Annotated in this window: 25 protein-coding genes and 1 tRNA gene; 20 read left to right on the top strand and 6 right to left on the bottom strand. The window is 65.6% G+C overall.

Translation table 11 applies throughout. The features are described 5' to 3' along the window. Positions 1 to 9: 9 nt before the first annotated feature. Positions 10 to 723 (bottom strand): FadR/GntR family transcriptional regulator, encoded by a 714-nt coding sequence (locus AC3WON_RS09475; RefSeq protein WP_492320474.1) that lies wholly within the window; start codon positions 721 to 723, stop codon positions 10 to 12. Between the two features lie 242 nt (positions 724 to 965). Between AC3WON_RS09475 and AC3WON_RS09470 the strand changes: the two genes are divergently transcribed. The 3 genes from AC3WON_RS09470 to AC3WON_RS09460 all read left to right on the top strand — a co-directional run bounded on the left by AC3WON_RS09470 (position 966) and on the right by AC3WON_RS09460 (position 4,088). After that, positions 966 to 1,853 (top strand): flagellar brake protein, encoded by an 888-nt coding sequence (locus AC3WON_RS09470; RefSeq protein ID WP_492320475.1) that lies wholly within the window; start codon positions 966 to 968, stop codon positions 1,851 to 1,853. 89 nt (positions 1,854 to 1,942) lie between these two features. Further along, a complete protein-coding gene (locus AC3WON_RS09465; protein ID WP_492320476.1) occupies positions 1,943 to 3,052 on the top strand; it encodes an esterase/lipase family protein in 1,110 nt (369 codons plus the stop codon). Further along, on the top strand, positions 3,039 to 4,088 hold the full coding sequence (locus tag AC3WON_RS09460) for a lipase secretion chaperone (RefSeq protein ID WP_492351678.1): 1,050 nt from the start codon (positions 3,039 to 3,041) through the stop codon (positions 4,086 to 4,088). Before AC3WON_RS09465 ends, AC3WON_RS09460 begins: the two co-directional genes overlap by 14 nt. 69 nt (positions 4,089 to 4,157) lie before the next feature. Here the strand turns inward: AC3WON_RS09460 and AC3WON_RS09455 are convergent. Both AC3WON_RS09455 and AC3WON_RS09450 read right to left on the bottom strand, forming a co-directional pair. After that, positions 4,158 to 5,524 (bottom strand): IS3 family transposase gene (locus AC3WON_RS09455; RefSeq protein ID WP_492351677.1). Its coding sequence is split into 2 segments (ribosomal slippage): positions 4,158 to 5,047 and positions 5,047 to 5,524, totalling 1,368 coding nucleotides; the frame shifts between segments, so codons are not numbered across the junction. Between the two features lie 91 nt (positions 5,525 to 5,615). Next, positions 5,616 to 7,304, bottom strand: a complete 1,689-nt coding sequence (locus AC3WON_RS09450) for an electron transfer flavoprotein-ubiquinone oxidoreductase (protein ID WP_492320478.1) — start codon at positions 7,302 to 7,304, stop codon at positions 5,616 to 5,618. 311 nt (positions 7,305 to 7,615) lie between these two features. Between AC3WON_RS09450 and AC3WON_RS09445 the strand changes: the two genes are divergently transcribed. The 5 genes from AC3WON_RS09445 to AC3WON_RS09425 all read left to right on the top strand — a co-directional run bounded on the left by AC3WON_RS09445 (position 7,616) and on the right by AC3WON_RS09425 (position 12,107). Beyond that, complete coding sequence (locus AC3WON_RS09445) at positions 7,616 to 8,401, top strand: SDR family oxidoreductase (RefSeq protein ID WP_010813116.1); 786 nt, start codon at positions 7,616 to 7,618, stop codon at positions 8,399 to 8,401. 270 nt (positions 8,402 to 8,671) lie between these two features. Then, positions 8,672 to 9,274, top strand: a complete 603-nt coding sequence (locus AC3WON_RS09440; RefSeq protein WP_492351676.1) for a TRAP transporter small permease — start codon at positions 8,672 to 8,674, stop codon at positions 9,272 to 9,274. Beyond that, positions 9,271 to 10,575 carry a TRAP transporter large permease gene (locus tag AC3WON_RS09435; protein WP_492320480.1) on the top strand — a complete coding sequence of 435 codons (1,305 nt, stop codon included), beginning with the start codon at positions 9,271 to 9,273 and terminating at the stop codon, positions 10,573 to 10,575. The genes AC3WON_RS09440 and AC3WON_RS09435 overlap by 4 nt, the downstream gene beginning before the upstream one ends. 49 nt (positions 10,576 to 10,624) lie before the next feature. Further along, positions 10,625 to 11,653: a DctP family TRAP transporter solute-binding subunit gene (locus AC3WON_RS09430; RefSeq protein ID WP_492320481.1), complete on the top strand. Its 1,029-nt coding sequence runs from the start codon at positions 10,625 to 10,627 to the stop codon at positions 11,651 to 11,653. A gap of 52 nt (positions 11,654 to 11,705) precedes the next feature. After that, the gene (locus AC3WON_RS09425) at positions 11,706 to 12,107 is read left to right on the top strand and encodes an acyl-CoA thioesterase (protein WP_492351675.1); all 402 of its coding nucleotides are present in this window, start codon (positions 11,706 to 11,708) and stop codon (positions 12,105 to 12,107) included. Between the two features lie 15 nt (positions 12,108 to 12,122). Here AC3WON_RS09425 and AC3WON_RS09420 read toward each other — a convergent pair whose 3' ends face one another. Then, a complete protein-coding gene (locus tag AC3WON_RS09420) occupies positions 12,123 to 12,668 on the bottom strand; it encodes a LuxR C-terminal-related transcriptional regulator (RefSeq protein ID WP_018310311.1) in 546 nt (181 codons plus the stop codon). Between the two features lie 182 nt (positions 12,669 to 12,850). Here AC3WON_RS09420 and AC3WON_RS09415 point away from each other — a divergent pair, with 182 nt between their 5' ends. From AC3WON_RS09415 to AC3WON_RS09405, 3 genes are all read left to right on the top strand, one after another. Then, the gene (locus AC3WON_RS09415; protein WP_492320482.1) at positions 12,851 to 13,552 is read left to right on the top strand and encodes a CoA transferase subunit A; all 702 of its coding nucleotides are present in this window, start codon (positions 12,851 to 12,853) and stop codon (positions 13,550 to 13,552) included. An 11-nt stretch (positions 13,553 to 13,563) separates the two neighbouring features. Continuing rightward, the gene (locus tag AC3WON_RS09410) at positions 13,564 to 14,202 is read left to right on the top strand and encodes a CoA transferase subunit B (protein WP_010813109.1); all 639 of its coding nucleotides are present in this window, start codon (positions 13,564 to 13,566) and stop codon (positions 14,200 to 14,202) included. Positions 14,203 to 14,426: 224 nt separating this feature from the next. Then, on the top strand, positions 14,427 to 14,810 hold the full coding sequence (locus AC3WON_RS09405; protein WP_492320483.1) for a putative zinc-binding protein: 384 nt from the start codon (positions 14,427 to 14,429) through the stop codon (positions 14,808 to 14,810). 37 nt (positions 14,811 to 14,847) lie between these two features. On the opposite strand, the gene AC3WON_RS09400 is transcribed toward AC3WON_RS09405, so the two are convergent. Both AC3WON_RS09400 and AC3WON_RS09395 read right to left on the bottom strand, forming a co-directional pair. Beyond that, positions 14,848 to 15,330 carry a DUF411 domain-containing protein gene (locus tag AC3WON_RS09400; protein WP_010813108.1) on the bottom strand — a complete coding sequence of 161 codons (483 nt, stop codon included), beginning with the start codon at positions 15,328 to 15,330 and terminating at the stop codon, positions 14,848 to 14,850. A 10-nt stretch (positions 15,331 to 15,340) separates the two neighbouring features. Beyond that, positions 15,341 to 16,117, bottom strand: a complete 777-nt coding sequence (locus AC3WON_RS09395; RefSeq protein ID WP_492320484.1) for a 3-hydroxybutyrate dehydrogenase — start codon at positions 16,115 to 16,117, stop codon at positions 15,341 to 15,343. 205 nt (positions 16,118 to 16,322) lie between these two features. Between AC3WON_RS09395 and phaZc the strand changes: the two genes are divergently transcribed. The 9 genes from phaZc to pheS all read left to right on the top strand — a co-directional run bounded on the left by phaZc (position 16,323) and on the right by pheS (position 24,803). Then, the gene (gene phaZc / locus AC3WON_RS09390) at positions 16,323 to 17,204 is read left to right on the top strand and encodes a 3-hydroxybutyrate-oligomer hydrolase PhaZc (RefSeq protein ID WP_492320485.1); all 882 of its coding nucleotides are present in this window, start codon (positions 16,323 to 16,325) and stop codon (positions 17,202 to 17,204) included. Between the two features lie 44 nt (positions 17,205 to 17,248). After that, on the top strand, positions 17,249 to 17,611 hold the full coding sequence (locus AC3WON_RS09385) for a RidA family protein (RefSeq protein ID WP_010813105.1): 363 nt from the start codon (positions 17,249 to 17,251) through the stop codon (positions 17,609 to 17,611). A 15-nt stretch (positions 17,612 to 17,626) separates the two neighbouring features. Beyond that, entirely contained in the window at positions 17,627 to 19,846 is a 2,220-nt protein-coding gene (locus AC3WON_RS09380) for a RelA/SpoT family protein (protein ID WP_492320486.1), read from the top strand. Between the two features lie 21 nt (positions 19,847 to 19,867). After that, a tRNA-Val gene (locus AC3WON_RS09375) sits at positions 19,868 to 19,944 on the top strand. Positions 19,945 to 20,305: 361 nt separating this feature from the next. Then, positions 20,306 to 22,213 carry a threonine--tRNA ligase gene (gene thrS, locus AC3WON_RS09370; RefSeq protein ID WP_454749836.1) on the top strand — a complete coding sequence of 636 codons (1,908 nt, stop codon included), beginning with the start codon at positions 20,306 to 20,308 and terminating at the stop codon, positions 22,211 to 22,213. Between the two features lie 48 nt (positions 22,214 to 22,261). Further along, complete coding sequence (gene infC, locus AC3WON_RS09365) at positions 22,262 to 22,783, top strand: translation initiation factor IF-3 (protein ID WP_078195944.1); 522 nt, start codon at positions 22,262 to 22,264, stop codon at positions 22,781 to 22,783. A 167-nt stretch (positions 22,784 to 22,950) separates the two neighbouring features. Then, positions 22,951 to 23,148 (top strand): 50S ribosomal protein L35, encoded by a 198-nt coding sequence (rpmI, locus tag AC3WON_RS09360; RefSeq protein ID WP_006575466.1) that lies wholly within the window; start codon positions 22,951 to 22,953, stop codon positions 23,146 to 23,148. 28 nt (positions 23,149 to 23,176) lie between these two features. Next, a complete protein-coding gene (rplT, locus tag AC3WON_RS09355) occupies positions 23,177 to 23,533 on the top strand; it encodes a 50S ribosomal protein L20 (protein ID WP_008650487.1) in 357 nt (118 codons plus the stop codon). A gap of 238 nt (positions 23,534 to 23,771) precedes the next feature. Continuing rightward, on the top strand, positions 23,772 to 24,803 hold the full coding sequence (gene pheS / locus AC3WON_RS09350; RefSeq protein ID WP_010813101.1) for a phenylalanine--tRNA ligase subunit alpha: 1,032 nt from the start codon (positions 23,772 to 23,774) through the stop codon (positions 24,801 to 24,803). Positions 24,804 to 24,834: the final 31 nt, after the last annotated feature.

Raw genomic sequence — 24,834 nt, 5'->3', positions numbered from 1 at the left:
TTGGGGGGCTCAGGCGGTCAGGCCAAGGCGGGCGGCGGCGGCCGCAAGGTGCTGTTGCGCGGCACTGCGGGCGGCCGCGGCATCGCCGGCGGCAATCGCTTCGGCCAGCGCCGCGTGTTCCTGGTCGGCGGCGCGCGGCGCGCCTGTCGTCACACGCAGCCGCGCGGTGTTCTCCCAGGCGCGCTGGCGCGCGGCCAGCATCTGCTGGCTGACGAAATCGGTCAGGCCGGTAAAGCAAGGGTTGTGCGCGGCTTCCGCAATGGCATGGTGGAAGGCCATGTCGGCCGCCGCAGCGCTGGCCATGTCGCCCTGGCCGTCGGCCTGTGCCTGCATCGCCGCCAGCGCGCCGCGGATGGCATCGATATCGGCATCCGTGTGCCGCTGCGCGGCCATTTCGGCGCAGGCGGTTTCCACTACCCGGCGCAGTTCGAACAGCTGCGCCAGCGTCGGGCCGCCGTCGGGCGCGCTGGCCACGCGCCATGCCTGGCCGCCCGGGGTCTCCGACACATAAGCGCCCGAGCCCTTGCGCGTCACCAGCACGCCATCGGCCTTCAGCTGGGCGATGGCCTCGCGCACGATCGGCCGGCTCACGCCGAAGTTATCGGCCAGGCTCGTCTCTGCTGGCAGGCGCGCGCCCGCGCCGTAGCGGCCGGCGAGGATGTCGTCGTGCAGGGTCTGGGCGATGCGGCTGGCGAGCGAGGCCGGGCGGGGCAGGATGGTCATGGTTTTGATATGTCAGGCTGTCAGACAGCTTTTGGAGATTTTCGGCTCAACTTTGCGAGACGTCAAGGTCTCCGTAGGGAGCGAATGCTACACATGCGTTTCTGCTCAATCGCCGAGGGCTTAATTTCGCCGCTCCGGCGCCGATAGAAGCCTGATACAGGTGGCGGATCCTGCGCGTCGGCTCCGCCCAAGGCTTGCCATGCCCCGTTGGCATCCAATGCGGGGGCCTACTGCGAACAGCCATGATCCAGCTCACACCTAACGATCTTCCCGTCGGATACCCACTGCCCTGGTCATTGCTCGATGGCGAGGGCAACCTGGTGCTCGGCAGCGGCAGTGTCATTCCCGATGAACGCGACCTGGCGCTGGTGTTCCGCCATGGCGTGGTCTGCCGCGAAGATAGCCACGACGATGCCGATGACGAACTGCGTCCGACCACCGGGCCGCTTGGCCTGCAGGTCGGCACGCTGCTGCATGTCAAGCATGAGGGCGAGGCCGCGCGCCCGGCCGCGAGCCGCCTGATCGGTTTTATCGAGCAGGGCCTGTTTGTCACCTGGCCGCAGCTCGGCGGGCGCGACCTGCCGCTGCAGGCGGGCGATGCCGTGCTGCTGCGCGGCTTCTCCGGACACGCCATCCACAGCTTCACCTCGACCATCACCGCCGTGTGCCGCAGCCCGTTTCGCTACCTGGTGCTGTCGGCGCCGGTGCAGAAGCACGCAACGCCGGTACGCAAGGCTGCGCGCGTGCCAACCCGGCTGGCCGCCTACCTGACCGAGCCCGGCGATGACGACGGCATCGACACCGGCACGGCGCGGCTGGCGCTGCTGTCCGACCTCAGCACCGGTGGCGCGCTGGTGCAGACCACCGCGCCGGCGCCGGCGCCGGGCAGCCGCGTGCGGCTGCGCTTCAAGATGCGCACGGCGTCACTGGACAGCGAGGTCACCATCGATGGCTGGATCCGCCTCGCACCCCCCGGCGCGGCCAGCGACGATGCCGACTTCCCGGCCTTCGGCGTGGCCTTCGACGTGCTGGCCGAGCGCGAGCTGACGCTGCTGCAGTGCTACATCTACGAACAGCTGCTTTCCAGCACCCGCATGCCCTTGCAGCCCGCGGCTGTAGCGGCCGTTTAGAGGGAATCCGCTAATGTTTTGATTGTCTCGTCGGGGCGGCCAGTCTTTACTGCTTCCAACATAAAAAGTCCCACCACCGAGGAGACAAGATGGAGCACAGCGGACACCACGCGTGCGGACGACGCACGCCCGCGCTACGCGAGCAGAAGGCCGGCAAGGCCTTGCGCAGGCTCGCAGGCACAGCCCCGCTGGTCGCAGCGGCCATGCTGGCGCAGCCAGCATCAGCCCTGGCCGCGAGCGGCGACTACGCGAAGACGCGTTACCCGATCGTGCTGGTCCACGGACTGACCGGCGCGGCCAAGATGGGTGGTGTGCTCGACTACTGGTATGGCATCCCCGAAGTGCTGCGGGCCAACGGCGCGCAAGTCTATGTGGCCACGGTGCCGTCGTTCAACAGCGACGAAGAGCGCGCCCTGGCGCTGCAGGCCTATGTGCGCGCGGTCAAGCTGGAAAGCGGCGCAGACAAGGTCAACCTGATCGGCCACAGCCAGGGCGGGCCGACCTCGCGCATGCTGGCGGCGATGTCGCCGCAGGACGTGGCCTCGGTCACCACCGTCGGCAGCCCGCATCGCGGCAGCGAAGTGGCCGACACCGTGCTGGACCTGATCAATGGCGTCAACAGTATTCCGATCGCCGGGCCGGTACTCGTCGGCATCATCCAGGGCGTGTTCGATACGGTGGGCTGGTTCAATGGCATCGGCAACGGGCAGGCGCTGGACCAGGATGCGCTGGCCTCGCTCAGGATCCTGACCACGCGCGGCGCCGCCGAGCAGAATGCGCGCCTCAATGCCACGCTGGTGCCCGGCACGAAATCGGCACTGGGGCCGGATTGCAATACTGCTGGCGCGGTGTCCGAGCAACGGCAGGCGCGCGATGCCGCGGGCAACCTCGTCACTCATACCCAGGCCGCGTATTCCTGGACCGGGCAGGGTGGGCCGTTCAGCCTGCTGCGCTCCAACCTGCTGGACCCGACCACGGTGATGATGTCGGCCTCGGCCGGGCTGATGGACCTGAAGGGCGCCGGCCCCAATGACGGGCTGGTCTCGGTCTGCAGCAGCAAGTGGGGCCGGGTGCTGGCCACGGGCTACTACTGGAACCATCTCGACGAGGTGAACCAGATGGCCGGCTTGTACCAGGACGTCGATCCGCGCACGGTCATCCTCAGCCACGCCAACCGGCTGCGCAATGACCAGCTCTGAGCGCTCGCCGCGGCCCTGGCTGGCCTTGATGCCGGCCGGCGCGGCGGCGGCCGCGGTGTACTGGCTGACGATGCCGTCTGGCCCGGTTGCCGTGCCGCAGCGCCCGGCAGCGATCACCACCGCTGCGAGTCCTTCGGCGACATCGGCAGACGCCGGACCCGCCGGCGTGGCTGCCTTGCCATCGCTGTCCGGCGTCGACGTGCCCGCGGGCCCCGAACTCGACGCGCAAGGCAACCTGCGCCTGACGCGCGCGCTGCGCACCTACTTCGACTACTTCCTCAGCGCCCGCCACGACGCCGGCGGCGCCGACGCGCTGGACCGGCTGGTGTACGACGATATCCGCCGCCGCGTGCCGCAGCCCGCGGCAGGGCAGGCGTGGCAGCTGTGGCAGCGCTACCTGGCTTATCTTGCCGAGATTCAAGCGCTGGCCGCGCGCAAGCCGCAGGCGGATACGAACGGCACGCTGGATGCGGCACAAGTGCAGCAGCTGCGCGCGCTGCAGGCCGGGCGCAACGGCGCGCGGCAGCACCTGCTGCCGGAGGTGGCGGCAATCTGGTTCGGCGACGAGCAGGCGTATGACGATGCCATGCTGGCGCGGCTCGACATCGCGGCGCAATCCGGCCTGGATGACGCGCAGCGGCGGCAGCGGCTGGCCGAACTCGAAGCCACGCTGCCCGAGCCACTGCGTGCGGCACGGGAGGCCAGCGCGCGTCCGCAGGCGATCAGCGACACCATCGCCGGCATGCAGGCCGCCGGCCGCAGTGCGCAGGACATCGGTGCGGCGTTGGCGCAGGCCTACGGTGCCGAGGTGGCGCAGCGCTACCAGCAGCAGGCGCAAGCCGGGCAGGCCTGGCAGCAGCGCTACGACGACTACGCCGCGCGGCGCGCGCAGATCGAGTCATTCGCGGGGTTGTCGGAGCAGGACCGCCGGCAGCAGCTGGATGTGCTGCGCAGCCAGGCCTTCGGCAATCCCGCCGAGGCGCTGCAGGCCGAGGTGGTCGACAAGGCGATGGCCGCGCGGCGGCAGGCACGATAGCCGCGCTGCATCGCCCAAAGAAAAACGGCACCGGGTTTTGAACTGACCCCGTAAAGTTGGACGGGTAAGTTAGGCCGCCAAGGGCTGAGTCCTGTATTGCACGGGGCTCAGCCCTTTTAGTTTGAGCTTGATGCGGTCGTGATTGTAGTACCGGATGTATTCGGCTATGCCTTTGCGCAGTTGGTCGAGATCGGCGAAACGCTCAAGCCGGAAGCACTCTGACTTGAGCGTGCCGAAGAAGCTCTCCATGGCCGCGTTGTCCAGGCAATTGCCCTTGCGAGACATGCTCTGATGCAGGCCTCGTGCGGCCAGTTTGTGGCGGTACGCTGCCATTTGGTAGGCCCAGCCCTGATCCGAGTGCAGCAAAGGGGATTCCTCTGGCCGCAGTCTTCGCAATGCCTTGTCGAGCATCTCCTGGATCAGTGCGAAGTCAGGTCGTTCGCTGGTTTGCCAAGCGATGATCTCCCCGTTGTATAGGTCCAGGACGGGCGAGAGATACAGCTTCTTGCCGCCTACGTTGAACTCGGTCACATCCGTCACCCACTTCTCGTTCGGCTTGCTCGCCTCGAACTGGCGCTGAAGCAGATTGGGGGCGACTCGCCCCACCTGCCCTCGGTATGAGCGGTACTTCTTGGGCCGCACGAGCGACTTCAACCGCAACGCCGACATCAGCCGTTGCACGGTCTTGTGATTGATCAACGTCCCCGTCTGACGCAGCGTCGCCGTAATCCGGCGGTAGCCATATCGGCCCTTGTGCTCGGCATACACACGTTGGATGCGCTCCTTGAGTTCCCCGTGACGATCTCCGGCCTTGCTTGCCGTAAGTTGGTAGTAGAACGTGCTGCGCGCCAGAGCGGCGATCTTGAGCAGGATTGGCAGCGGGTGGTGCTCGCGCAAAGCGTTCACGACTTGCGCTTTTTCTTTGGCGCCGCTTGCTCCTTGGCCCGGAGCAGGGCATCCAACTTTTTTAGGTACGCCACCTCCGCGCGCAGATACTCGTTTTCCTTGAGCAGATCTTCACGTGAACGTCCGTCTTGGGGCAACTCGGGAGTGGGTTGGACAGGCTGTTTGGGCTCGGACATGTTGGGTGGCCGGCCTTTGCGGCGCGGCATGAGGGCTTCGAAACCGCCCTCATGATACTGGCGCTCCCAACGGCTGACTCCGCGGGTATCGCGCAAGTCGAAGAGGGAACTTGTCTGAGCATAGGACAACTCGTGGCGCCACATATGCTGCAGCACCGTCAGCTTGAACTCGGCGCCAAACGCCTCACGCTTCTTGCGTAGCCCGGCCTCTCCATGGTGCTGCCACGCACCAATCCAGCGTCGCACGATCGAATGACCAATCCCATGCTTCTGACTCAGTGCCCGGATCCCAATCCCCCCAGACAAATACTCCTGAACTACCTTGCGCTTGAATGCCTCGTCGTACTTCGTCATGAAAAACACCCCAAAGATTGGATCAACGTCCAACTTTTGGGGTGCAGTTCAGTTTCCGGTGCCGTTTTTTTCTGCCGCTGGCGCGGCAGGCTTACATCCCGACGTAGTTCGGACCGCCGCCGCCTTCCGGCGTCACCCAGACGATGTTCTGGGTCGGATCCTTGATGTCGCAGGTCTTGCAGTGCACGCAGTTCTGCGCGTTGATCTGCAGGCGCTCCTTGCCCGACGTCTCGTCCTGCACGAACTCATATACACCTGCCGGGCAGTAGCGCGACTCGGGGCCGGCGTACTTGTCCCAGTTGATGTTGACCGGAACGCTGGCGTCCTTGAGCGTCAGGTGCGCCGGCTGGTTCTCTTCATGGTTGGTGTTGCTGATGAACACCGAGCTGAGGCGGTCGAAGGTCAGCTTGCCGTCCGGCTTCGGATACTCGATCTTCTGGCACTCGGCCGCCGGCTTCAGGTACACATGGTCCGGCTTCACGCGGTGGATGGTCCACGGCGGGTTGCGGATGCCCAGCTTGGGCAGCAGCCATTGCTCGATGCCGGTCATCAACGTGGCGGTGGTGCGGCCCTTCTTGAACCACTGCTTGAAGTTCTTGGCCTGCAGCAGTTCCTTGTGCAGCCAGCTCTGCTCGAACGCGGCCGGGTAGGCGGCCAGCTCGTCGTGCTGGCGGCCGGCCTGCAGCGCGTCATAGGCGGCCTCGGCGGCCATCATGCCGGTCTTGATGGCGGCGTGGCTGCCCTTGATGCGCGAGGCGTTCAGGTAGCCGGCATCGCAGCCGACCAGCGCGCCGCCCGGGAACACGGTCTTGGGCAGCGACAGCAGGCCGCCGGCGGTGATGGCGCGCGCGCCGTAGGAGAGGCGCTTGCCGCCCTCGAAGTACTGGCGGATTTCCGGATGCGTCTTGAAGCGCTGGAATTCCTCGAACGGCGACAGCCACGGGTTGGTGTAGTCCAGGCCGACCACAAAGCCGACCGCGACCTTGTTGTCTTCCATGTGGTACAGGAACGAGCCGCCGTAGGTGGCGGGGTCGAGCGGCCAGCCGGCGGTGTGCACCACCAGGCCGGGCTTGTGCTTGGCCGGGTCGATCTCCCACAGCTCCTTCAGGCCGATGCCGTAGCTCTGCGGATCCTTGCCGGCATCGAGCTTGAATTTCTCGATCAGCTGCTTGCCCAGGTGGCCGCGCGCGCCTTCGGCGAAGATGGTGTATTTGGCATGCAGTTCCATGCCCAGCTGGAAGTTGTCGGTGGGCTCGCCTTCCTTGTTGATGCCCATGTTGCCGGTGGCCACGCCCTTGACCGAGCCGTCTTCGTTGAAGAGCACTTCGGCGGCGGGGAAGCCCGGGAAGATCTCAACGCCCAGCGCCTCGGCCTGCTGGCCCAGCCAGCGCACGAAGTTCGACAGGCTGATGATGTAGTTGCCTTCGTTGTGGAAGCACTCGGGCAGCAGGGCCGGAGGCGTGCCCTTGGAGCCGGACTCGTTCAGGAACAGGAACTTGTCTTCGGTGACTGCCTGGTTCAGCGGCGCGCCCAGTTCCTTCCAGTTCGGGATCAGTTCATTGAGGGCGCGCGGGTCCATGATGGCGCCCGACAGGATGTGGGCGCCGGGCTCGGAGCCCTTTTCCAGCACGCACACGTTGACGTCGGCGCCTTTCTCCTGCGCGAGTTGCTTCAGGCGGATGGCGGTGGCCAGGCCGGCGGGGCCGCCGCCGACGATGACCACATCGTATTCCATGGCTTCGCGCGGGCCGAACTGCTCCAGGAGCTGTTGCTGATCCATTGTCTCTAACCCTCTATTTCTTTGCTGCTTGCTTGCAATTGTGGGAAATGCGGTGATCGTTTTGCCGAGAACCGGGCCAGCGCGCGGACGGGAGCCGCGGGTGGGTGAGTTGGCAGCGATTTGGGGTCCAAAGACTCCCGGATCGCGCGTTTTCCCTCTTTCCCTTTGCTGGTCAAGTTCTTAGAATCTCCGGCATTGTCCGGGACTCGCCACCCACAGGCAAGGATTTTTTTGGAACGGTCGTTCTTTTTTTTGATATGCTGCCTTCTGCTCCCGAATAGGCCGGAGGAGCTCCCGCACAAGAGGTAATCATGGGTTTGTCGATCAATCTGGAAGGCAAGGTCGCGCTGGTCACCGGCGCTTCAAGCGGGCTGGGCTCGCGTTTCGCGACGGTGCTGGCCGCCGCCGGCGCCAAGGTGGTGCTGGCCTCGCGCCGCACCGAGCGGCTCAAGGAACTGCGCGCGGCGATCGAGGCCGAGGGCGGCAGCGCCCATGTGGTGCGGCTGGACGTCACCGACCCGGACAGCATCCGCGCCGCGGTGGCGCATGCGGAGACTGAGGCCGGCTCCATCGACATCCTGGTCAACAACTCCGGCGTGTCGACCACGCAGAAGCTGACCGATGTGACCGCCGATGACTTCGATTTCGTGTTCGACACTAATACCCGCGGCGCCTTTTTCGTCGCCCAGGAAGTGGCCAAGCGCATGATCGCGCGCGCCAAGGGTGCCGAGCGCAACGGCAGCCCGCTGCCACAGGCGCGGATCGTCAATGTCGCGTCGGTGGCGGGGCTGAAGGTGCTGTCGCAGATCGGCGTGTATTGCATGAGCAAGGCGGCCGTGGTGCACATGACCAAGGCCATGGCGCTGGAATGGGCGCGCCATGGCATCAATACCAATGCGATCTGCCCGGGCTATATCGATACCGAGATCAACCACCACCACTGGGACTCGGACGCGGGCCAGAAGCTGATCCAGATGCTGCCGCGCAAGCGCCTGGGCAAGCCGGAGGATCTCGACGGCCTGTTGCTGCTGCTGGCATCCGACCAGTCGCAATTCATCAACGGGGCTGTCATCACCGCCGACGACGGCATGGTCTGACCGCCTGATCGCTGACCCGGGGGCGCAAGGCCCCAGCTTCCCGGTTGCGCGCCAAAAGCGCCGTGGGATGGCCGGTTTGCACGCCCCAGGGCTTATCCGGTCCCCTTGGGTGCGCCGTAGTCAGCACACATCAATCATCAAAGAAAATTCGTGCATGGCAGGCCAGTCTTGGCATAATCCGCCATGTCTGCAGATTAAGTCTTTACATACAAATAGAAAAACGCCGCGGTGGCCGCATGGCCCGAGCGGCCCGGACCGGAGGCCGGGGAGATGGAGCAACAAGAAGAGGCACGGCGCAACGCCGTGCCGCAACACGTCGTCGATTCCGCGGTGATCCCGCAGGCGGCCGACGAAGCGCAGGACGCTGATTTCCGGGTATCGCCCCGCATCGAGGACTGGATTGGCGTGATCGTGATGGTGCTGCTGGTCGGCATCACCTTCGCCAACGTGGTGGTCCGCTATTTCACCGACGAGTCGTTTGCCTGGACCGAGGAGTTCTCGGTCTTCCTGATGATCGTGCTGGCGCTGGTCGCCGGCAGCGCCGCGGTGGCGCGCGACCGTAATATCCGCATCGAATTCTTCTTCGAACGCGGCAGCGAGGCCCGCCAGCTGCGCCTGGCGTTCCTGTCGGCGCTGGCCGTGGCGGTGATGTTCATCGCGCTGGCAGTGCTGGGCGCACGCATTACCTGGGATGAGTACTCCTTCGGCGAGACCTCGCCGGGCATCGGCGTGCCGAGCTGGTGGTACTCGATCTGGCTGCCGGTGCTGTCGGCCGGCATCGCGCTGCGCGCGCTGGGGCTGGTGCTGCGCAACGTGCGCACGCTCAAGGCGCTGCATGAAGGCAAGGCCACCACGACGGAGAAGGTGCAATGACGTTCGTCGCCATCACTTTGTTCGTGGTCTTTATCGGCCTGATGCTGCTGGGCGTGCCCATCGGCGTGTCGCTGGGCCTGGGCGGCCTGGTCGCGATCGGCCTGTCCAACCTCGACACCCAGATGTTTGGCCTGCTGGCCGTGCCGCAGAACTTCTATGCGGGGCTGGCCAAGTATCCGCTGCTGGCGATCCCGATGTTCGTGCTGGTCGGGTCGATCTTCGACCGCTCCGGCGTGGCGCAGCGGCTGGTGACCTTTGCCATCGCCATCGTTGGCCGCGGCCCGGGCATGCTGCCGCTGGTGGCGATCCTGGTGGCGATGTTCCTCGGCGGCATCTCGGGCTCCGGCCCGGCCAACGCGGCCGCGGTGGGGGGCGTGATGATCGCGGCGATGTCGCGCGCCGGTTATCCGGGCTCGTACAGCGCCGCGGTGGTGGGCGCGGCAGCCGCGACCGACATCCTGATCCCGCCGTCGGTGGCCCTGATCATCTACAGCGTGCTGGTGCCCGGTGCATCGGTGCCGGCCTTGTTCGCCGCGGGCATGATCCCCGGCATCCTGGCCGGCGTGGCGCTGATCGTTCCGGCGGTGTGGCTGGCGCGCAGGCACAGCATGGGCGCGATCGAGGCCGCGCTGGCGCGCCCGCCGTTCTGGAAGAGCCTGCGCGAGGCCGCGTGGGGGCTAGTGGCGCCGTTCCTGATCCTGGGCGGCATGCGCGCCGGCTGGTTCACGCCGACCGAAGCCGCCGTGGTGGCGGTGGTCTACGGCCTCTTCGTCGGCATGGTGGTGTACCGCAGCATCGGCATGCGCGACCTGTTCACCATCTTCCAGGAGGCGGCCGAGACCTCGGCGGTGATCCTGCTGGTGGTGGCGCTGGCCGGCATCTTCGCCTATGCGCTGTCGACGCTGGGCGTGATCGACCCGCTCGCGCACGCCATCGCCAATTCCGGGCTGGGCGAGTACGGCGTGCTGGCGCTGATCGTGCTGCTGCTGATGACGGTGGGCATGTTCCTGGATGGCATCTCGATCTTCCTGATCTTCGTGCCGCTGCTGCTGCCCATTGTCAATGCCTTCCACTGGAACCCGGTGTGGTTCGGCGTGGTGCTGACGCTGAAGGTGGCGCTGGGCCAGTTCACGCCGCCGCTGGCCGTGAACCTGATGGTGTCGTGCCGGATTGCCCGGGTGCGCATGGAAGAAACCGTGCCCTGGGTGATCTGGATGCTGCTGGCGATGTTTATCGCCATGCTGATGGTGCTGGCCTATCCGCCGCTGGCGACCTGGCTGCCTGAGTACCTCGGCTACTGATGTTCCGCATTCACCAACAAGAATTGACGCTTTCCCGAGAGGAGATGAAATGAAACGTCGTGCCCTGATGCTCGCAACGGCTGCCGCCATTGCCGCTTCCGCCTTCGCCCCCGCCGGCGCAATGGCCCAGACCTACAAGTCCGAGTACAAGATGTCGCTGGTGCTCGGCCCGGCCTTCCCGTGGGGCAAGGGCGGCGAGATCTGGGCCGACCTGGTCAAGCAGCGCACCAACGGCCGCATCAATATCAAGCTGTACCCGGGCACCTCGCTGGTGGCCGGCGACCAGACCCGCGAGTTCTCGGCGATCCGCCAGGGCGTGATCGACATGGCGGTGGGCTCGACCATCAACTGGTCGCCGCAGGTCAGGGAACTGAACCTGTTCTCGCTGCCGTTCCTGATGCCCGACTACAAGGCGCTGGACGCGCTCACGCAGGGCGAAGTCGGCAAGTCGATCTTCACCACGCTGGAAAAAGCCGGCGTGGTGCCGCTGGCCTGGGGCGAGAATGGCTTCCGCGAGGTGTCCAACTCCAAGCGCGAAATCCGCAAGCCGGAAGACCTCAAGGGCATGAAGCTGCGCGTGGTCGGTTCGCCGCTGTACATCGAGACCTTCAACGCGCTGGGCGCCAACCCGACCCAGATGAGCTGGGCCGATGCGCAGCCGGCGATGGCCTCGGGCGCGGTCGACGGGCAGGAGAACCCGCAGTCGGTGTTCGCCGCCGCCAAGCTGTACACGGTGGGCCAGAAGTTCGTCACCACCTGGGGCTACGTGGCTGACCCGCTGATCTTCGTGGTCAACAAGCAGATCTGGGAAAGCTGGACCCCGGCCGACCGCGAGATCGTGAAGCAGGCTGCCATCGACGCCGGCAAGCAGGAAATCGCGCTGGCCCGCAAGGGCCTGGCCGAGCCGGGCGCGCCGGCCTGGAAGGACATGGAGGCGCACGGCGTCAAGGTTACGCACCTGACGCCGGCCGAGCATGACGCCTTCCGCAAGGCCACCGCCAAGGTCTACGACAAGTGGAAGAAGCAGATCGGCACCGAGCTGGTGACCAAGGCCGAAGGCGCGATCGCCAAGCGCTAAGCCACGCAGAGGGCCCGCCAGACTCGGCGGGCCTGTTCTTCTGGAGGCTGTGATGAAGCACGTCTATACGGTGGTCATGCCGATCCGCTGGGGCGACATGGATGCCATGGGCCATGTCAACAACACCGTCTATTTCCAGTACCTGGAGCAGGCGCGCATCGAGTGGTTCGCGTCGCTGGGCCGTGGCGGCAAGGATACAGGCGGGCAGGGGCCGGTCATCATCAATGCGCACATGACTTTCCTGAAGCAGCTGCGCTACCCGGGCGACATCGAGTGCCGCGTCTACGCCGGCCAGCTCGGCCGCACCAGCTTCGAAACCCGCATGGAAATCCGCCGCACCGACCTGCCCGACGTGGTCTGGGCCGAGGGCGGGGCCAAGGTGGTGTGGTGCGATTACACGCAGGAGAAGTCGGTGCCGGTGCCGGCAGAGATCCGCGCGATCATCGAGGGCTGACGCCCGCCACGGGGCTCAGTGGTTGACCAGCCGCTGCACCAGGTCCACCGAGGTACTGGCCCCGTACTTCTTCATCAGCCGCGCCCGGTAGATGTCCACCGTGCGCGGGCTGATCGCCAGCAGCTTGCCGATCTGCTTGCTGGTCTTTCCCTCCACCAGCTGCGCCGCGATCTCGCGTTCGCGCGCGGTCAGCTCGGCCGTGACCTGGCGCTTCTGCGACAGGTCCTCGAAAGTCCAGATCCCGGCGCCCAGCGGTTGCGTGCGGTCCAGCGCGCGCCCGGTGACATGGCACCAGAACAATTCCCCGCCGGCGCGCTTCATGATGCGCTCGTCCGAGTACATGCCGCGCGTGCCCATGATCGGCGCAATGCGCGCGCCGGTGCGCTCGAACTCGTCGGCGGTGGGGTAGAGCACCTGGAACGACTGGCCCAGCAGCGCTTCGCGCGTGGTGCCGAAAATGCGGCAGACCTCCTCGTTGCAGTCTTCGATCACGCGTTCGCGTGACAGCACCAGGCCCACGGGGGCGAGCTGGAAGGCGGTCTGGTAGTCGATTGCGGGCATCTGCTTATGTATTTTTACGTAATGGCGTAGCCGGCTGTGCTTGCGTATGCTGTCGGTCGGACGAGTTGCGGCGACTGTCGCCCGCCTGTTGCCGATTGTACCGTTACAATTTCCCTGCGTCGCCCGCTGCACAACCCGGTGGCGGGAAGAGCGACAGGGAACTACCGAGGAAGGAGCGAAGCATGAACAAGGTCTACGCCAGCGCCGCAGAAGCGCTTGCAGGCGTCGTCCGCGACGGCCAGACGATCGCCGTGGGCGGTTTCGGCCTGTGCGGCATCCCCGAGGCGCTGATTGCCGCGCTGCGCGACAGCGGCGCCAAGCAGCTGACCTGCATCTCCAACAACGCCGGCGTCGATGGCTTCGGCCTGGGCCTGCTGCTGGCCACGCGCCAGATCAGGAAGATGATCTCGTCCTACGTGGGCGAGAACAAGGAGTTCGAGCGCCAGTACCTGGCGGGCGAACTTGAGCTGGAATTCACGCCGCAAGGCACGCTGGCCGAGAAGCTGCGCGCCGGCGGCTCGGGCATCCCGGCCTTCTTCACCAAGACCGGTGTCGGCACCATCGTCGCCGAAGGCAAGGAAATCCGCGAATTCGACGGCCAGCAGTACGTGATGGAGCGTTCGCTGACCGCCGACGTGGCGCTGGTCAAGGCATACAAGGCTGACAGGGCCGGCAACCTGGTGTTCCGCCGCACCGCGCGCAACTTCAACCCGATGTGCGCCATGGCGGGCAAGGTCACCATCGCCGAGGTCGAGCATATCGTCGAGACCGGCGAGCTGGATCCGGATGAAATCCACCTGGCCGGCATCTTCGTGAAGCGCCTGGTGCTGAACACCACCCCCGAGAAACGCATCGAGCAGCGCACCGTGCGCGCGGCCAGCTAAGGAGACGCATCATGGCATGGACACGTGACGAAATGGCCGCGCGCGCCGCGACCGAGCTGCAGGACGGTTTCTACGTCAACCTGGGCATCGGCCTGCCGACGCTGGTGGCCAACTGGGTGCCCGAAGGCATGGAAGTGTGGCTGCAGTCCGAGAACGGACTGCTAGGCATCGGCCCGTTCCCGACCGAGGACGAAGTCGACGCCGACATGATCAACGCCGGCAAGCAGACCGTGACGACGCTGCCGGGCTCGTCGATCTTCTCGTCGGCCGACTCGTTCGCGATGATCCGCGGCGGCCACATCAACCTGGCGATCCTGGGTGCGATGCAGGTCAGCGAGAAGGGCGACCTGGCCAACTGGATGATCCCGGGCAAGATGGTCAAGGGCATGGGCGGCGCAATGGACCTGGTCGCCGGCGTCGGCCGCGTCGTGGTGCTGATGGAACACACCGCCAAGAAGAAGGACGGCACCGAGGACATCAAGATCCTGAAGGACTGCAACCTGCCGCTGACCGGCGTGGGCGTGGTCAACCGCATCATCACCGACCTGGGTGTGATCGACGTGACCGACGAAGGCCTGAAGCTGGTGGAAACGGCTCCGGGTGTCAGCCGCGAGGAAATCCAGGCCAAGACGGGCGCTCCGCTGCTGTAAGCGGGCTGAGCTCCGAAGCCTGGCAGGGCCCCTGAGGTGCGATGCGCCGCAGGGGCTTTTTTTCGGGTCGCTTCGCTTTGGAATTGCCCGGCCGGGCTACGCCAGCCGGCTGCACTCCCTAGCTCTTCCGGCGAATAGCCCGGCAACATCGCTGCGCACTAAGCTGGCTGCTCTCCGGCAAGGCGCAGACCCTGCCGCGGTCGAACCCTCACGGAAGGTGCGCCATGCCGGCTTCCCCGAACCAATCCTTGCCACTGGTCTACGCCTGCTCCGGCTGCTCCAGCGTCGCGCAACTGGCCAATGCCTGCGCGGTACGGCTCGACCGCGGCGGCCGTGCCGAAATGTCCTGCATCAGCGGCGTGGGCGGCGGCGTGCCGGCGCTGACGCGAGTGGCGCGCTCGGGGCGGCCGATCCTGGCGCTGGATGGCTGCCCGCTGGCCTGTGTCAAGGCCTGCCTGGCCAGCGTGGGCGTGGCGGCGGACCGGCACCTGGTGCTGAACCGACTCGGCGCGACCAAGCGCCAGCACGGCGCATGCACCGAGGCCGAGGAACAAGCGATCTGGGGAGAGGTAGAGGCGGCACTGGCGAGCCTGGCCGCCGCAGGCTGAAGCCCGGACGCGCCGTGGCGCGCCCGGTAGCCGCAGGTCAGCCTGCCTGCTTGTTGTAGCTGGCGAACACCGAAGCGGCGCCGTCCGCTTTTACGATCAGCACGTCGAAGGGGTCCTTGCGCGGACCCTGTTCCATGCCGGGCGAGCCGACCGGCATGCCCGGCACGGCCAGGCCGACGGCCTTGGGTTTTGCGGCCAGCAGCTTGCGGATATCCGCCGCCGGCACGTGGCCCTCGATGGCGTAGCCGCCGATATACCCGGTGTGGCAGGAGCCAAAGCGTTCCGGCATGCCGAAACGCTTGCGGTACACGCCGGTGTCCTCGACATCATGCACCGTCACGGTGAAGCCGTTGCTGCGCAGGTGCTTGACCCAATCCTCGCAGCAGCCGCACAGCGGGCTCTTGTAGACGTCGATGGCAAGCGGCTTGGCGGCTTGCGCCAGCGCGCCGGCCACCGGTGCCAGCGCCCCGGCCGAGACCGCGCCCAGCGCCAGCGCGCGCAGGAAACTGCGTCGTTGCATCGCTTGCTCCTTACTGCGCCACCCAGCCACCGTCCATGTTCCAGATCGCGCCGCGGACTTGGCGGGCCGCTTCGGACGACAGGAACACGGCCAGCGCGCCCAGCTCATCGGGCGTGACAAACTGTCCCGAGGGTTGTTTCTCCAGCACCAGCTCGCGCTTGGCCTGTTCCACCGGAATGCCCTCCTTCTGCGCGCGGGCTTCGACCTGCTTCTGCACCAGTGGCGTCAGCACCCAGCCCGGGCAGATCGCGTTGGCGGTGACGCCGGTCTGCGCGGTTTCCAACGCGGTCACCTTGGTGAAGCCGACGATGCCGTGCTTGGCCGCCACGTAGGCGGACTTCTGCGCCGAGGCCACCAGCCCGTGGGTGGAGGCGACATTGATGATGCGGCCCCAGTCCTTCTGCTTCATGCCGGGCAGCGCCAGGCGCGTGGTGTGGAAGGCCGAGGTCAGGTTGATGGCGATGATCGCGTCCCAGCGCTCGGGCGGGAAATCCTCGATCGCGGCCACGTGCTGGATGCCGGCGTTGTTGACCAGGATGTCGGTGCCGCCGAAGTCGGACTGCGCGTAGCGCATCATGTCTTCAATCTCGGCCGCCTTGCTCATGTCAGCGCCGTGGTAGCCGACCCGGATTCCCTGGCCGGCCTGCGCGATCTCTGCCTTTGCGGCGTCCGCGTCACCAAAGCCGTTGACGATGATGTTGGCGCCCTGGGCCGCCAGCGCTTTCGCGATGCCGAGCCCGATGCCGCTGGTCGAGCCAGTCACCAGTGCGGTCTTGCCGTTGAGCATGTAAGCCTCCGTCGAGAGAAAGGGATGCCACAGAAGGGATGCCACAGGGTTGGCGGAGCGCGCCGTGGCGGTGCGCGGCCGCGCATGCGGGGCGCTGACACTGTGCTGTGGCATTGTACCCGCTGCGGCGTACAATCCAGCTTTGCTCAACCTCCGGCAGCGCCGTCTTTTTGCGGTCCGCGGTCCGGTTCGTCAGGGAGTCCAGATGTCTGCCAGTCCGCGTCTCGGTTTTGTCCAGTGCATCAGTCCGGCGGGCCTGCACCGCATGGCCTACCACGAGTGGGGCGACCCCGCCAATCCGCGCGTGCTGGTGTGCGCGCATGGGCTGACGCGCACCGGCCGCGATTTCGACGCCGTCGCCAGTGCGCTGTGCGGCGATTACCGCGTGGTCTGCCCCGATGTGGCCGGGCGCGGCCGCTCGGAATGGCTGGCCGATGCCAACGGCTACGTGGTGCCGCAGTACGTGTCCGACATGGTCACGCTGATTGCGCGGCTCAATGTGGAGAAGGTGGACTGGTTCGGCACCTCGATGGGCGGGCTGATCGGCATGGGCCTGGCGGGGCTGCCGAAATCGCCGGTGCGCAAGCTGCTGCTCAACGACGTGGGCCCGAAGCTGGCGCCGTCGGCGGTGGAACGGATCGGCGCCTACCTGGGGCTGCCGGTGCGCTTCAAGTCCTTCGAGGAAGGCCTGGCCTACCTGCAGACCATCGGCGCATCGTTCGGCCGCCATACGCCCGAGCAGTGGCGCGAGCTCAACGCCGCCATCCTGAAGCCGGTGCAGGGCACCGACGGCCTGGAATGGGGCTTGCATTACGACCCGCAACTGGCGGTGCCGTTCCGCAAGTCCACGCCCGAGGCCATTGCCGCCGGCGAGGCCGCGCTCTGGCGCAGCTTCGAGGCCATCGAAGGCCCGGTGCTGGTGGTGCGCGGTGCGCAGTCGGACCTGCTGCTGCGCGAGACCGTGGCCGAAATGGTGGCACGCGGCAAGCATGTGAGCTCGGTGGAAGTGCCCGACGTGGGCCATGCCCCGACCTTTGTCGATCCGGCGCAGATTGCGATCGCCCGGCAGTTCTTTACCGGGGCCTGATTGCATCGCATGCCGGCCTTGTTTTTATCAGTCAACGCATTGTCATGAGTAACCTTGAACTGAAGCGCGCCCACGTGGGCAAGCGGTTGTCCGAATACGCGGTCTATAACGGCGTGGTGTATCTCGCCGGTCAGGTGCCCGAGGTCGATCCCAAGGCCGATATCCGCGGCCAGACGCGCGAGGTCCTCGGCCATATCGACCGGCTGCTGGCCGAGGCCGGCAGCGACAAGACCCGCATCCTGTCGTGCCAGATCTTCCTGACCAATGTCGACCAGATCGGCGAGATGAACGAAGTCTGGGACGCCTGGGTGCCGCAAGGCAACACGCCCCCGCGCGCCACCGTCGAAGCCCGCCTGGCCAATCCCGATTACCTGATCGAAGTGGTGGTGACCGCTGCGCTCAACTGATGCAGGCGTTGTGACATGGTGACGTCCACCGACCTGACCGGTCGGGTCGCGGGCATTCCGGATGCCGAACTGGTCGAGCGCGCACTGGCCTACGTGCGCGAGCATGGTGCCGAGGTCGCGCTGCCCACCGGCGAGACCGTGCAGTCGCACGCGCAGGGCATGCTGCGCATTCTCGACGGCCTGCGCGTCGACGACGCCGCGCGCGCCGCCGCCTGCCTGTTCGGGCTGGTGGCCTTCGTGCCCGGCACCGAGGCCGAGATCGCGCCGCGCTTTGGCGACGAGGTGGCACGGCTGGTCGACGGTGTGCGGCAGCTGCTGCGCATCGGCGCCATTGCCGGCAGCCGCCCCGATGCCGAGCCCTCGAAGAACGAAGCGCAGGCGCGCCACGAGCAGGTCGAGGCGCTGCGCAAGATGCTGCTGGCGTTTGCGCAGGATATCCGCGTGGTGCTGGTGCGCCTGGCCTCGCGGCTGCAGACCCTGCGCTGGCTGGCCGAGACCAAGCAGGCGCCGCTGCCCGGCGTGGCGCGCGAAACGCTGGACATCTACGCGCCGCTGGCGAACCGCCTCGGCATCTGGCAGATGAAGTGGGAGCTGGAGGACCTGGCGTTCCGCTTCGAGCAGCCCGATACCTACAAGCGCATCGCCAAACTGCTGGACGAGAAGCGCATCGAGCGCGAAGGCTATATCGGCAGCGCCATCGAACGGCTGCAGTCCGAGCTGGCGACCGCCGGCATCCGTGCCGAGGTCAGCGGGCGGCCCAAGCATATCTACAGCATCTGGAAGAAGATGCGCGGCAAGGAGCTGGATTTTGCCGACCTGTACGATGTGCGCGCCTTCCGCGTGATCGTCGACGATATCAAGGACTGCTACACGGTGCTCGGTATCGTCCACCATATCTGGCAGCCGATCCCGCGCGAGTTCGACGACTACATCTCGCGGCCCAAGGCCAACGGCTACAAGTCGCTGCATACGGTGGTGATCGGCGATGACGGGCGCGCCTTCGAGGTGCAGATCCGCACCCACGAGATGCACCACTTCGCGGAATACGGCGTGGCCGCGCACTGGCGCTACAAGGAAGCGGGCAGCCGCGGCTATGCCGGGCAGTTCTCCGCCAGCGAGCGCTATGACGAGAAGATTGCCTGGCTGCGCCAGCTGCTGGCGTGGAAGGACGATGCCGACCACAGCGTGGCGCACGACGAATCATGGGAGCAGATCAAGCACGCCGCGATCGACGACCACATCTACGTGCTGACGCCGCAGGCGCGCGTGGTGGCGCTGCCGCAGGGCGCCACCGCGGTGGACTTTGCCTACTACCTGCACAGCGACCTCGGCCACCGCTGCCGCGGCGCGCGCGTGGACGGCACCATGGTGCCGCTGAACACGCCGCTGAAGAACGGCCAGACCGTGGAGATCATCGCGGTCAAGCAGGGCGGCCCGTCACGCGACTGGCTCAACGCGGACCTGGGCTACCTGGCCAGCAGCCGCGCGCGGGCCAAGGTGCGGGCCTGGTTCAATGCGCTCGATTCGCAGGAGACCATCGCCCAGGGCCGCGTGCTGATCGACAAGACCCTGCAGCGCGAAGGCAAGACCGCGGTCAAGCTGGAAGACCTGGCCACGCGGCTGGGCTTCAAGACGCCGGAGGACCTGTTTGCGGCAGTGGCCAAGGACGAGTTCAGCCTGCGCCACGTGGAGCACGCGCTGCGACACCCGGAGGGCGAGGTCCAGGTGCCGCTGAGCGAGGAAGACGCTGTCACCAAGAAGAGCCGCGCGACCAGCGTGGCGCGCGGCGCCAAGAGCGGCGTGCTGGTGGTGGGCGTGGATTCGCTGATGACGCAGATGTCGCGCTGCTGCAAGCCGGCGCCGCCGGACGACATCGTCGGCTTTGTCACGCGCGGGCGCGGGGTGTCGATCCATCGGCGCAGCTGCCACACCTTCCAGCAACTGGCCGGGCGCGCGCCGGAGCGGGTGATCCAGACCGAGTGGGGCCAGAAGAGCCACGCCGCGGTCTACCCGGTCGACATCCATGTCGAGGCGATCGATCGCCAGGGGCTGCTGCGCGATATCTCCGAAGTGCTGTCGCGCGAGAAGATCAACGTCACCGGCGTCAAGACGCTCTCCAGCAAGGGCGTTGCGCGCATGCAGTTCACTGCCGAAGTGTCCGAGGCCACGCAGCTGCAGCGCGCGCTGCAGTTGATCGAAGACGTGCAGGGGGTGTTGCAGGCGAAAAGAAAGTGATGCTATACTTGCGGCTTCGCTAGGCTCGTAGCTCAGCTGGTTAGAGCACCACCTTGACATGGTGGGGGTCGTTGGTTCGAGTCCAATCGAGCCTACCAACGAATTGCAGTAAAGCAGTAAAAAGAAGTGCGGCAAGTCCGATTCAACCCCATACGGAACGGAAGGGCATCATGGTTATGACACCGCGAACTACTACCGCTGGCAAGCGACAGTAGTCGAGGTGCGCCTTCGACCCGGTTGGATCGGGTTTGACAAAGAGAAACGCGGCCTTGGCCGCGTTTTTTTTCGTCTGTCGCCTGCCAGCGCCCTGATAAGCTGCCGCGTTTCCGGTGCCGCAGGGCAGGGCAGCAAAGAATAAATCGCCGGTCCCGCAGACATTCAGGGCCGGTGCCACAAGATGCAGTTTGATCCGCTCGGGCGAAGCGCAAGACGCCGCCGGCGGAATCCTGGAGAGTCGAAATGATCGCAATCACGCTGCCGGATGGGTCCCGCCGCGAGTTTCCCGGCCCGGTGACGGTTGCCGAAGTCGCGCAGAGCATTGGCGCCGGCCTGGCCAAGGCCGCGCTGGCCGGCAAGGTGGACGGCCAGCTGGTCGACACGAGTTACAAGATTGATCGCGATGCGGGGCTGGCCATCGTCACGGACAAGGACGCCGATGGCGTCGATGTGATTCGCCACTCCACGGCGCACTTGCTGGCCTATGCCGTCAAGGAGCTCTATCCGGAAGCGCAGGTGACGATCGGCCCGGTGATCGAAAACGGCTTTTACTACGACTTTGCCTACAAGCGTCCCTTCACGCCCGAAGACCTGGCCGCCATCGAGAAGAAGATGACGGAACTCGCCCGCAAGGACGAGAAGGTCGTGCGCGAAGTATGGAACCGCGACGAAGCGGTGGCGCTGTTCGAGTCGATGGGCGAAAAGTACAAGGCCGAGATCATCGCCTCGATCCCCGCCGACCAGGAAATCGGCCTGTACCGCGAAGGCAGCTTCGTCGACCTGTGCCGTGGCCCGCACGTGCCGTCCACGGGCAAGCTGAAGGTCTTCAAGCTGATGAAGGTGGCCGGCGCCTACTGGCGCGGCGACGCCAACAACGAGATGCTCCAGCGCATCTACGGCACGGCCTGGGCCAGGAAGGAAGACCAGGAAGCCTACCTGCACATGCTGGAAGAGGCCGAGAAGCGCGACCACCGCAAGCTGGGCAAGACGCTCGACCTGTTCCACCTGCAGGAAGAGGCGCCCGGCATGGTGTTCTGGCACCCGAAGGGCTGGCAGGTGTGGCAGGCCGTCGAGCAGTACATGCGCGGCCGCCTGACGGACGCCGGCTACGATGAGGTCCGCACGCCGCAGGTGATGGATCGTTCGCTTTGGGAAAAGTCCGGCCACTGGCAGAACTACAAGGAGAACATGTTCGTCACGGAGTCGGAGAAGCGCGATTACGCGATCAAGCCGATGAACTGCCCGGGCCATGTGCAGATCTTCAACCACGGCCTGCGTTCGTACCGCGACCTGCCGCTGCGCCTGGCCGAATTCGGCGCCTGCCATCGCAACGAGCCGTCGGGCGCGCTGCACGGGCTGATGCGCGTGCGCGGCTTTGTGCAGGATGATGCGCACATCTTCTGCACGGAAGAGCAGATCGTGGCGGAGGCCAAGGCCTTCAACGAACTGGCGTTCTCGGTCTACGACGACTTCGGCTTCAAGGATGTGAAGGTCAAGCTGTCGCTGCGCCCGGACCAGCGTGCCGGCTCGGACGAGATCTGGGATCACGCCGAAGAGGGCCTGCGCCTGGCGCTGCGCGCCTGCGGCGTGGATTGGGAAGAGCTGCCGGGCGAGGGCGCGTTCTACGGCCCCAAGGTCGAGTACCACATCAAGGATGCGATCGGCCGCTCGTGGCAGTGCGGCACGCTGCAGCTTGACCTGGTGCTGCCGGAGCGCCTGGATGCCGAATACGTCTCCGAGGACAACTCGCGCAAGCGCCCGGTGATGCTGCACCGGGCCATCCTGGGTTCGTTCGAGCGTTTCCTGGGCATCCTGCTGGAAAACCACGCCGGTGCGCTGCCGGCCTGGCTGGCCCCGGAGCAGGTGGTGGTCATGAATATTGCGGATTCGCAGGCGGAATACGCCGAAAGCGTCGTGCAATTGCTGCAAAAACAAGGGTTTAGGGCCAAGGCTGATTTGCGTAATGAGAAAATTACGTATAAAATCCGCGAGCATTCGCTTCAAAAGGTTCCCTACCTGCTGGTAGTGGGCGACAAGGAGCGGGATGCCAGTCAAGTGGCCGTGCGTGCCCGTGGCAACGTGGATCTGGGTGTGATGCCCGTCTCCGCGTTTGTTGAGCGTCTGCAAAACGACGTCGCCAGCAAAGCCTGATGGGTGGTGAGCACGGCTTGTTTTTTTGTCTTCTTGAGGTAACGCAACATCGCTACGGACAAAGGTCATCGCATCAACCGGGAAATCAGCGCGCCTGAGCTGCGCCTGGTAGGGGTTGATAACGAACAGCTCGGCATCGTCAAGTTCATGGACGCGCTCCGGCTGGCTGAAGATAAGGACTTGGACCTGGTCGAGATCGCGCCGAACGCGGTTCCGCCCGTCGCCCGGATCATGGATTACGGGAAGTTCAAGTACGAGGAAGCCAAGCGCGCCCACGAGGCGAAGCTGAAGCAGAAAATCATCCAGGTCAAGGAAGTCAAGTTCCGGCCGGGTACGGATGATGGCGACTACAACGTCAAGCTGCGCAACCTGAAGCGCTTCCTGGAAGACGGCGACAAGACCAAGATCACGCTGCGGTTCCGTGGTCGCGAGATGGCGCACCAGGAAATCGGCGCGCGCATGCTCGAACGCCTGAAGGCGGACCTGGAAGAAATCGGCCAGGTCGAGCAGATGCCGAAGATGGAAGGGCGCCAGATGGTGATGGTGCTCGCCCCCAAGAAGAAGAAGTAATTCCTGCGCGGTGCAGCGGCCGGGATGCCAGGCATCCCGGCGTTGCTTCGCGCGGAAGTCGCGCGTGGTCCGCAAGGGCCGCTGTGCAACAACAAGTGGATGCGGGTCTTGCAAGCGTCGGCGTGAGCCGTCCACCTGCATGCATGTCATATGAGCTGGAGTTTTTCATGCCGAAGATGAAGACGAAGAAAAGCGCCTCCAAGCGCTTTACTGCCCGTCCGAACGGTTCGTTCAAGCGTGGCCAGGCCTTCAAGCGTCACATCCTGACCAAGAAGACCACCAAGAACAAGCGTCAACTGCGCGGTACTCAGGACGTCCATGAGACGAACCTGAAGTCGGTGCGCGCGATGATGCCTTACGCATAACCCCTGACGAAAACGAAAGGAGAATTACATGCCTCGAGTAAAGCGTGGGGTCACTGCACGGGCCCGTCACAAGAAAGTCATCGATGCTGCCAAGGGTTACCGCGGCCGTCGCAATAATGTCTACCGCATCGCCAAGCAGGCGGTCATGCGTGCTGGCCAGTACGCGTACCGCGATCGCCGCAACAAGAAGCGCGTGTTCCGCGCTCTGTGGATTGCGCGTATCAATGCCGCGACGCGTGAGCATGGCATGACCTACAGCGTGTTCATGAACGGTCTGAAGAAGGCCTCGATTGAACTGGACCGCAAGGTGCTGTCGGACATGGCTATTCACGACAAGCCTGCCTTTGCCGCCATCGTCAACCAGGTGAAAGCCACCGTTGCCTGATGCCGGCTGCGGCAGCGCGTAAGCGCTGCCGGGCAAGCACCGACCGCAAGGTCGACCGCCGACCGCAAGGTCCGCTGAAACGGGGCTCCTCACCGAGCCCCGTTTTTATTTCGAATGCCGTTTCAGTTGCCGCTATCCGGTTGCCGAGACCGCATTCGAAACGAACACCGCACGTAGTGCCAACCCACGTCGGACCGGTGCGTACCGGCCCGACGCCAAAAATCCCACGACCGCCGCCATGTCTCAGGATCTGGATCAAATTGTCGCCGATGCCCAGGCCGCCTTCGCCGCTGCCAACGACAACGCCACGCTGGAAAACGAAAAGGCCCGCTTCCTGGGCAAGACCGGCGCGCTGACCGAACTGCTCAAGGGCCTCGGCAAGCTCGACCCGGAAACCCGCAAGACGGAAGGCGCCCGCATCAACCAGATCAAGCAGCAGGTTGAAGCTGCCCTGCAGGCACGCCGCCAGGCGCTGGCCGATGCGCTGATGAACGCGCGCCTGGCCGCCGAGGCCATCGACGTCACGCTGCCTGGCCGTGCGGTCAGCCGCGGCAGCCTGCACCCGGTGATGCGCACGTGGGAGCGCGTCGAGCAGATCTTCGGCTCGATCGGTTTCGATGTGGCCGACGGCCCCGAGATCGAGACCGACTGGATGAACTTCACCGCGCTGAACAATCCGGACAACCATCCGGCGCGTTCGATGCAGGACACGTTCTACGTGGATGGCCGCGACAGCGAAGACAAGCTGTTGCTGCTGCGCACGCATACCAGCCCGATGCAGGTCCGCTACGCCAAGATGCATGTCGAGAAGTACGCCGGCAAGGCGATGCCGCCGATCAAGGTGATCTGCCCGGGCCGCACCTACCGTGTCGACAGCGACGCCACGCACTCGCCGATGTTCAACCAGGTCGAAGGCCTGTGGATCGGCGAGGACGTCAGCTTTGCCGACCTGAAGGGGGTGTACACCGACTTCCTGCGCAAGTTCTTCGAGCGCGATGACATCCAGGTGCGCTTCCGCCCGTCGTACTTCCCGTTCACCGAGCCGTCGGCAGAGATCGACATGGCCTTCGGCAACGGCAAGTGGCTGGAGATCTCCGGTTCGGGCCAGGTGCATCCGAACGTGCTGCGCAACATGGGCCTCGATCCCGAGCGCTATATCGGTTTCGCGTTCGGCTCCGGCCTGGAGCGCCTGACCATGCTGCGCTATGGCATCAACGACCTGCGCCTGTTCTTCGAGGGTGACGTGCGCTTCCTGCGCCAGTTCGCCTGACGCGCCGCCGTCCCCTCGTCAACGACCACAC

The sequence above is a fragment of the Cupriavidus sp. FW305-46 genome (assembly GCF_058787075.1).
The sequence above is the reverse complement of the archived record's forward strand: the minus strand, read 5'-3'. Positions and strand labels throughout refer to the sequence as shown.

What these genes read in the sequence shown, in the direction of transcription:
- AC3WON_RS09450 (WP_492320478.1), bottom strand. Translation starts at nt 7,304, where the DNA reads ATGGATCAGCAACAGCTCCTGGAGCAGTTCGGCCCGCGCGAAGCCATG.
- AC3WON_RS09445 (WP_010813116.1), top strand. Translation starts at nt 7,616, where the DNA reads ATGGGTTTGTCGATCAATCTGGAAGGCAAGGTCGCGCTGGTCACCGGC.
- AC3WON_RS09475 (WP_492320474.1), bottom strand. Translation starts at nt 723, where the DNA reads ATGACCATCCTGCCCCGCCCGGCCTCGCTCGCCAGCCGCATCGCCCAG.
- AC3WON_RS09400 (WP_010813108.1), bottom strand. Translation starts at nt 15,330, where the DNA reads ATGCAACGACGCAGTTTCCTGCGCGCGCTGGCGCTGGGCGCGGTCTCG.
- AC3WON_RS09470 (WP_492320475.1), top strand. Translation starts at nt 966, where the DNA reads ATGATCCAGCTCACACCTAACGATCTTCCCGTCGGATACCCACTGCCC.
- AC3WON_RS09410 (WP_010813109.1), top strand. Translation starts at nt 13,564, where the DNA reads ATGGCATGGACACGTGACGAAATGGCCGCGCGCGCCGCGACCGAGCTG.
- AC3WON_RS09460 (WP_492351678.1), top strand. Translation starts at nt 3,039, where the DNA reads ATGACCAGCTCTGAGCGCTCGCCGCGGCCCTGGCTGGCCTTGATGCCG.
- AC3WON_RS09385 (WP_010813105.1), top strand. Translation starts at nt 17,249, where the DNA reads ATGAGTAACCTTGAACTGAAGCGCGCCCACGTGGGCAAGCGGTTGTCC.
- AC3WON_RS09420 (WP_018310311.1), bottom strand. Translation starts at nt 12,668, where the DNA reads ATGCCCGCAATCGACTACCAGACCGCCTTCCAGCTCGCCCCCGTGGGC.
- AC3WON_RS09425 (WP_492351675.1), top strand. Translation starts at nt 11,706, where the DNA reads ATGAAGCACGTCTATACGGTGGTCATGCCGATCCGCTGGGGCGACATG.
- thrS (WP_454749836.1), top strand. Translation starts at nt 20,306, where the DNA reads ATGATCGCAATCACGCTGCCGGATGGGTCCCGCCGCGAGTTTCCCGGC.
- pheS (WP_010813101.1), top strand. Translation starts at nt 23,772, where the DNA reads ATGTCTCAGGATCTGGATCAAATTGTCGCCGATGCCCAGGCCGCCTTC.
- AC3WON_RS09465 (WP_492320476.1), top strand. Translation starts at nt 1,943, where the DNA reads ATGGAGCACAGCGGACACCACGCGTGCGGACGACGCACGCCCGCGCTA.
- AC3WON_RS09380 (WP_492320486.1), top strand. Translation starts at nt 17,627, where the DNA reads ATGGTGACGTCCACCGACCTGACCGGTCGGGTCGCGGGCATTCCGGAT.
- AC3WON_RS09415 (WP_492320482.1), top strand. Translation starts at nt 12,851, where the DNA reads ATGAACAAGGTCTACGCCAGCGCCGCAGAAGCGCTTGCAGGCGTCGTC.
- rplT (WP_008650487.1), top strand. Translation starts at nt 23,177, where the DNA reads ATGCCTCGAGTAAAGCGTGGGGTCACTGCACGGGCCCGTCACAAGAAA.
- AC3WON_RS09405 (WP_492320483.1), top strand. Translation starts at nt 14,427, where the DNA reads ATGCCGGCTTCCCCGAACCAATCCTTGCCACTGGTCTACGCCTGCTCC.
- AC3WON_RS09430 (WP_492320481.1), top strand. Translation starts at nt 10,625, where the DNA reads ATGAAACGTCGTGCCCTGATGCTCGCAACGGCTGCCGCCATTGCCGCT.
- AC3WON_RS09440 (WP_492351676.1), top strand. Translation starts at nt 8,672, where the DNA reads ATGGAGCAACAAGAAGAGGCACGGCGCAACGCCGTGCCGCAACACGTC.
- AC3WON_RS09435 (WP_492320480.1), top strand. Translation starts at nt 9,271, where the DNA reads ATGACGTTCGTCGCCATCACTTTGTTCGTGGTCTTTATCGGCCTGATG.
- AC3WON_RS09395 (WP_492320484.1), bottom strand. Translation starts at nt 16,117, where the DNA reads ATGCTCAACGGCAAGACCGCACTGGTGACTGGCTCGACCAGCGGCATC.
- rpmI (WP_006575466.1), top strand. Translation starts at nt 22,951, where the DNA reads ATGCCGAAGATGAAGACGAAGAAAAGCGCCTCCAAGCGCTTTACTGCC.
- phaZc (WP_492320485.1), top strand. Translation starts at nt 16,323, where the DNA reads ATGTCTGCCAGTCCGCGTCTCGGTTTTGTCCAGTGCATCAGTCCGGCG.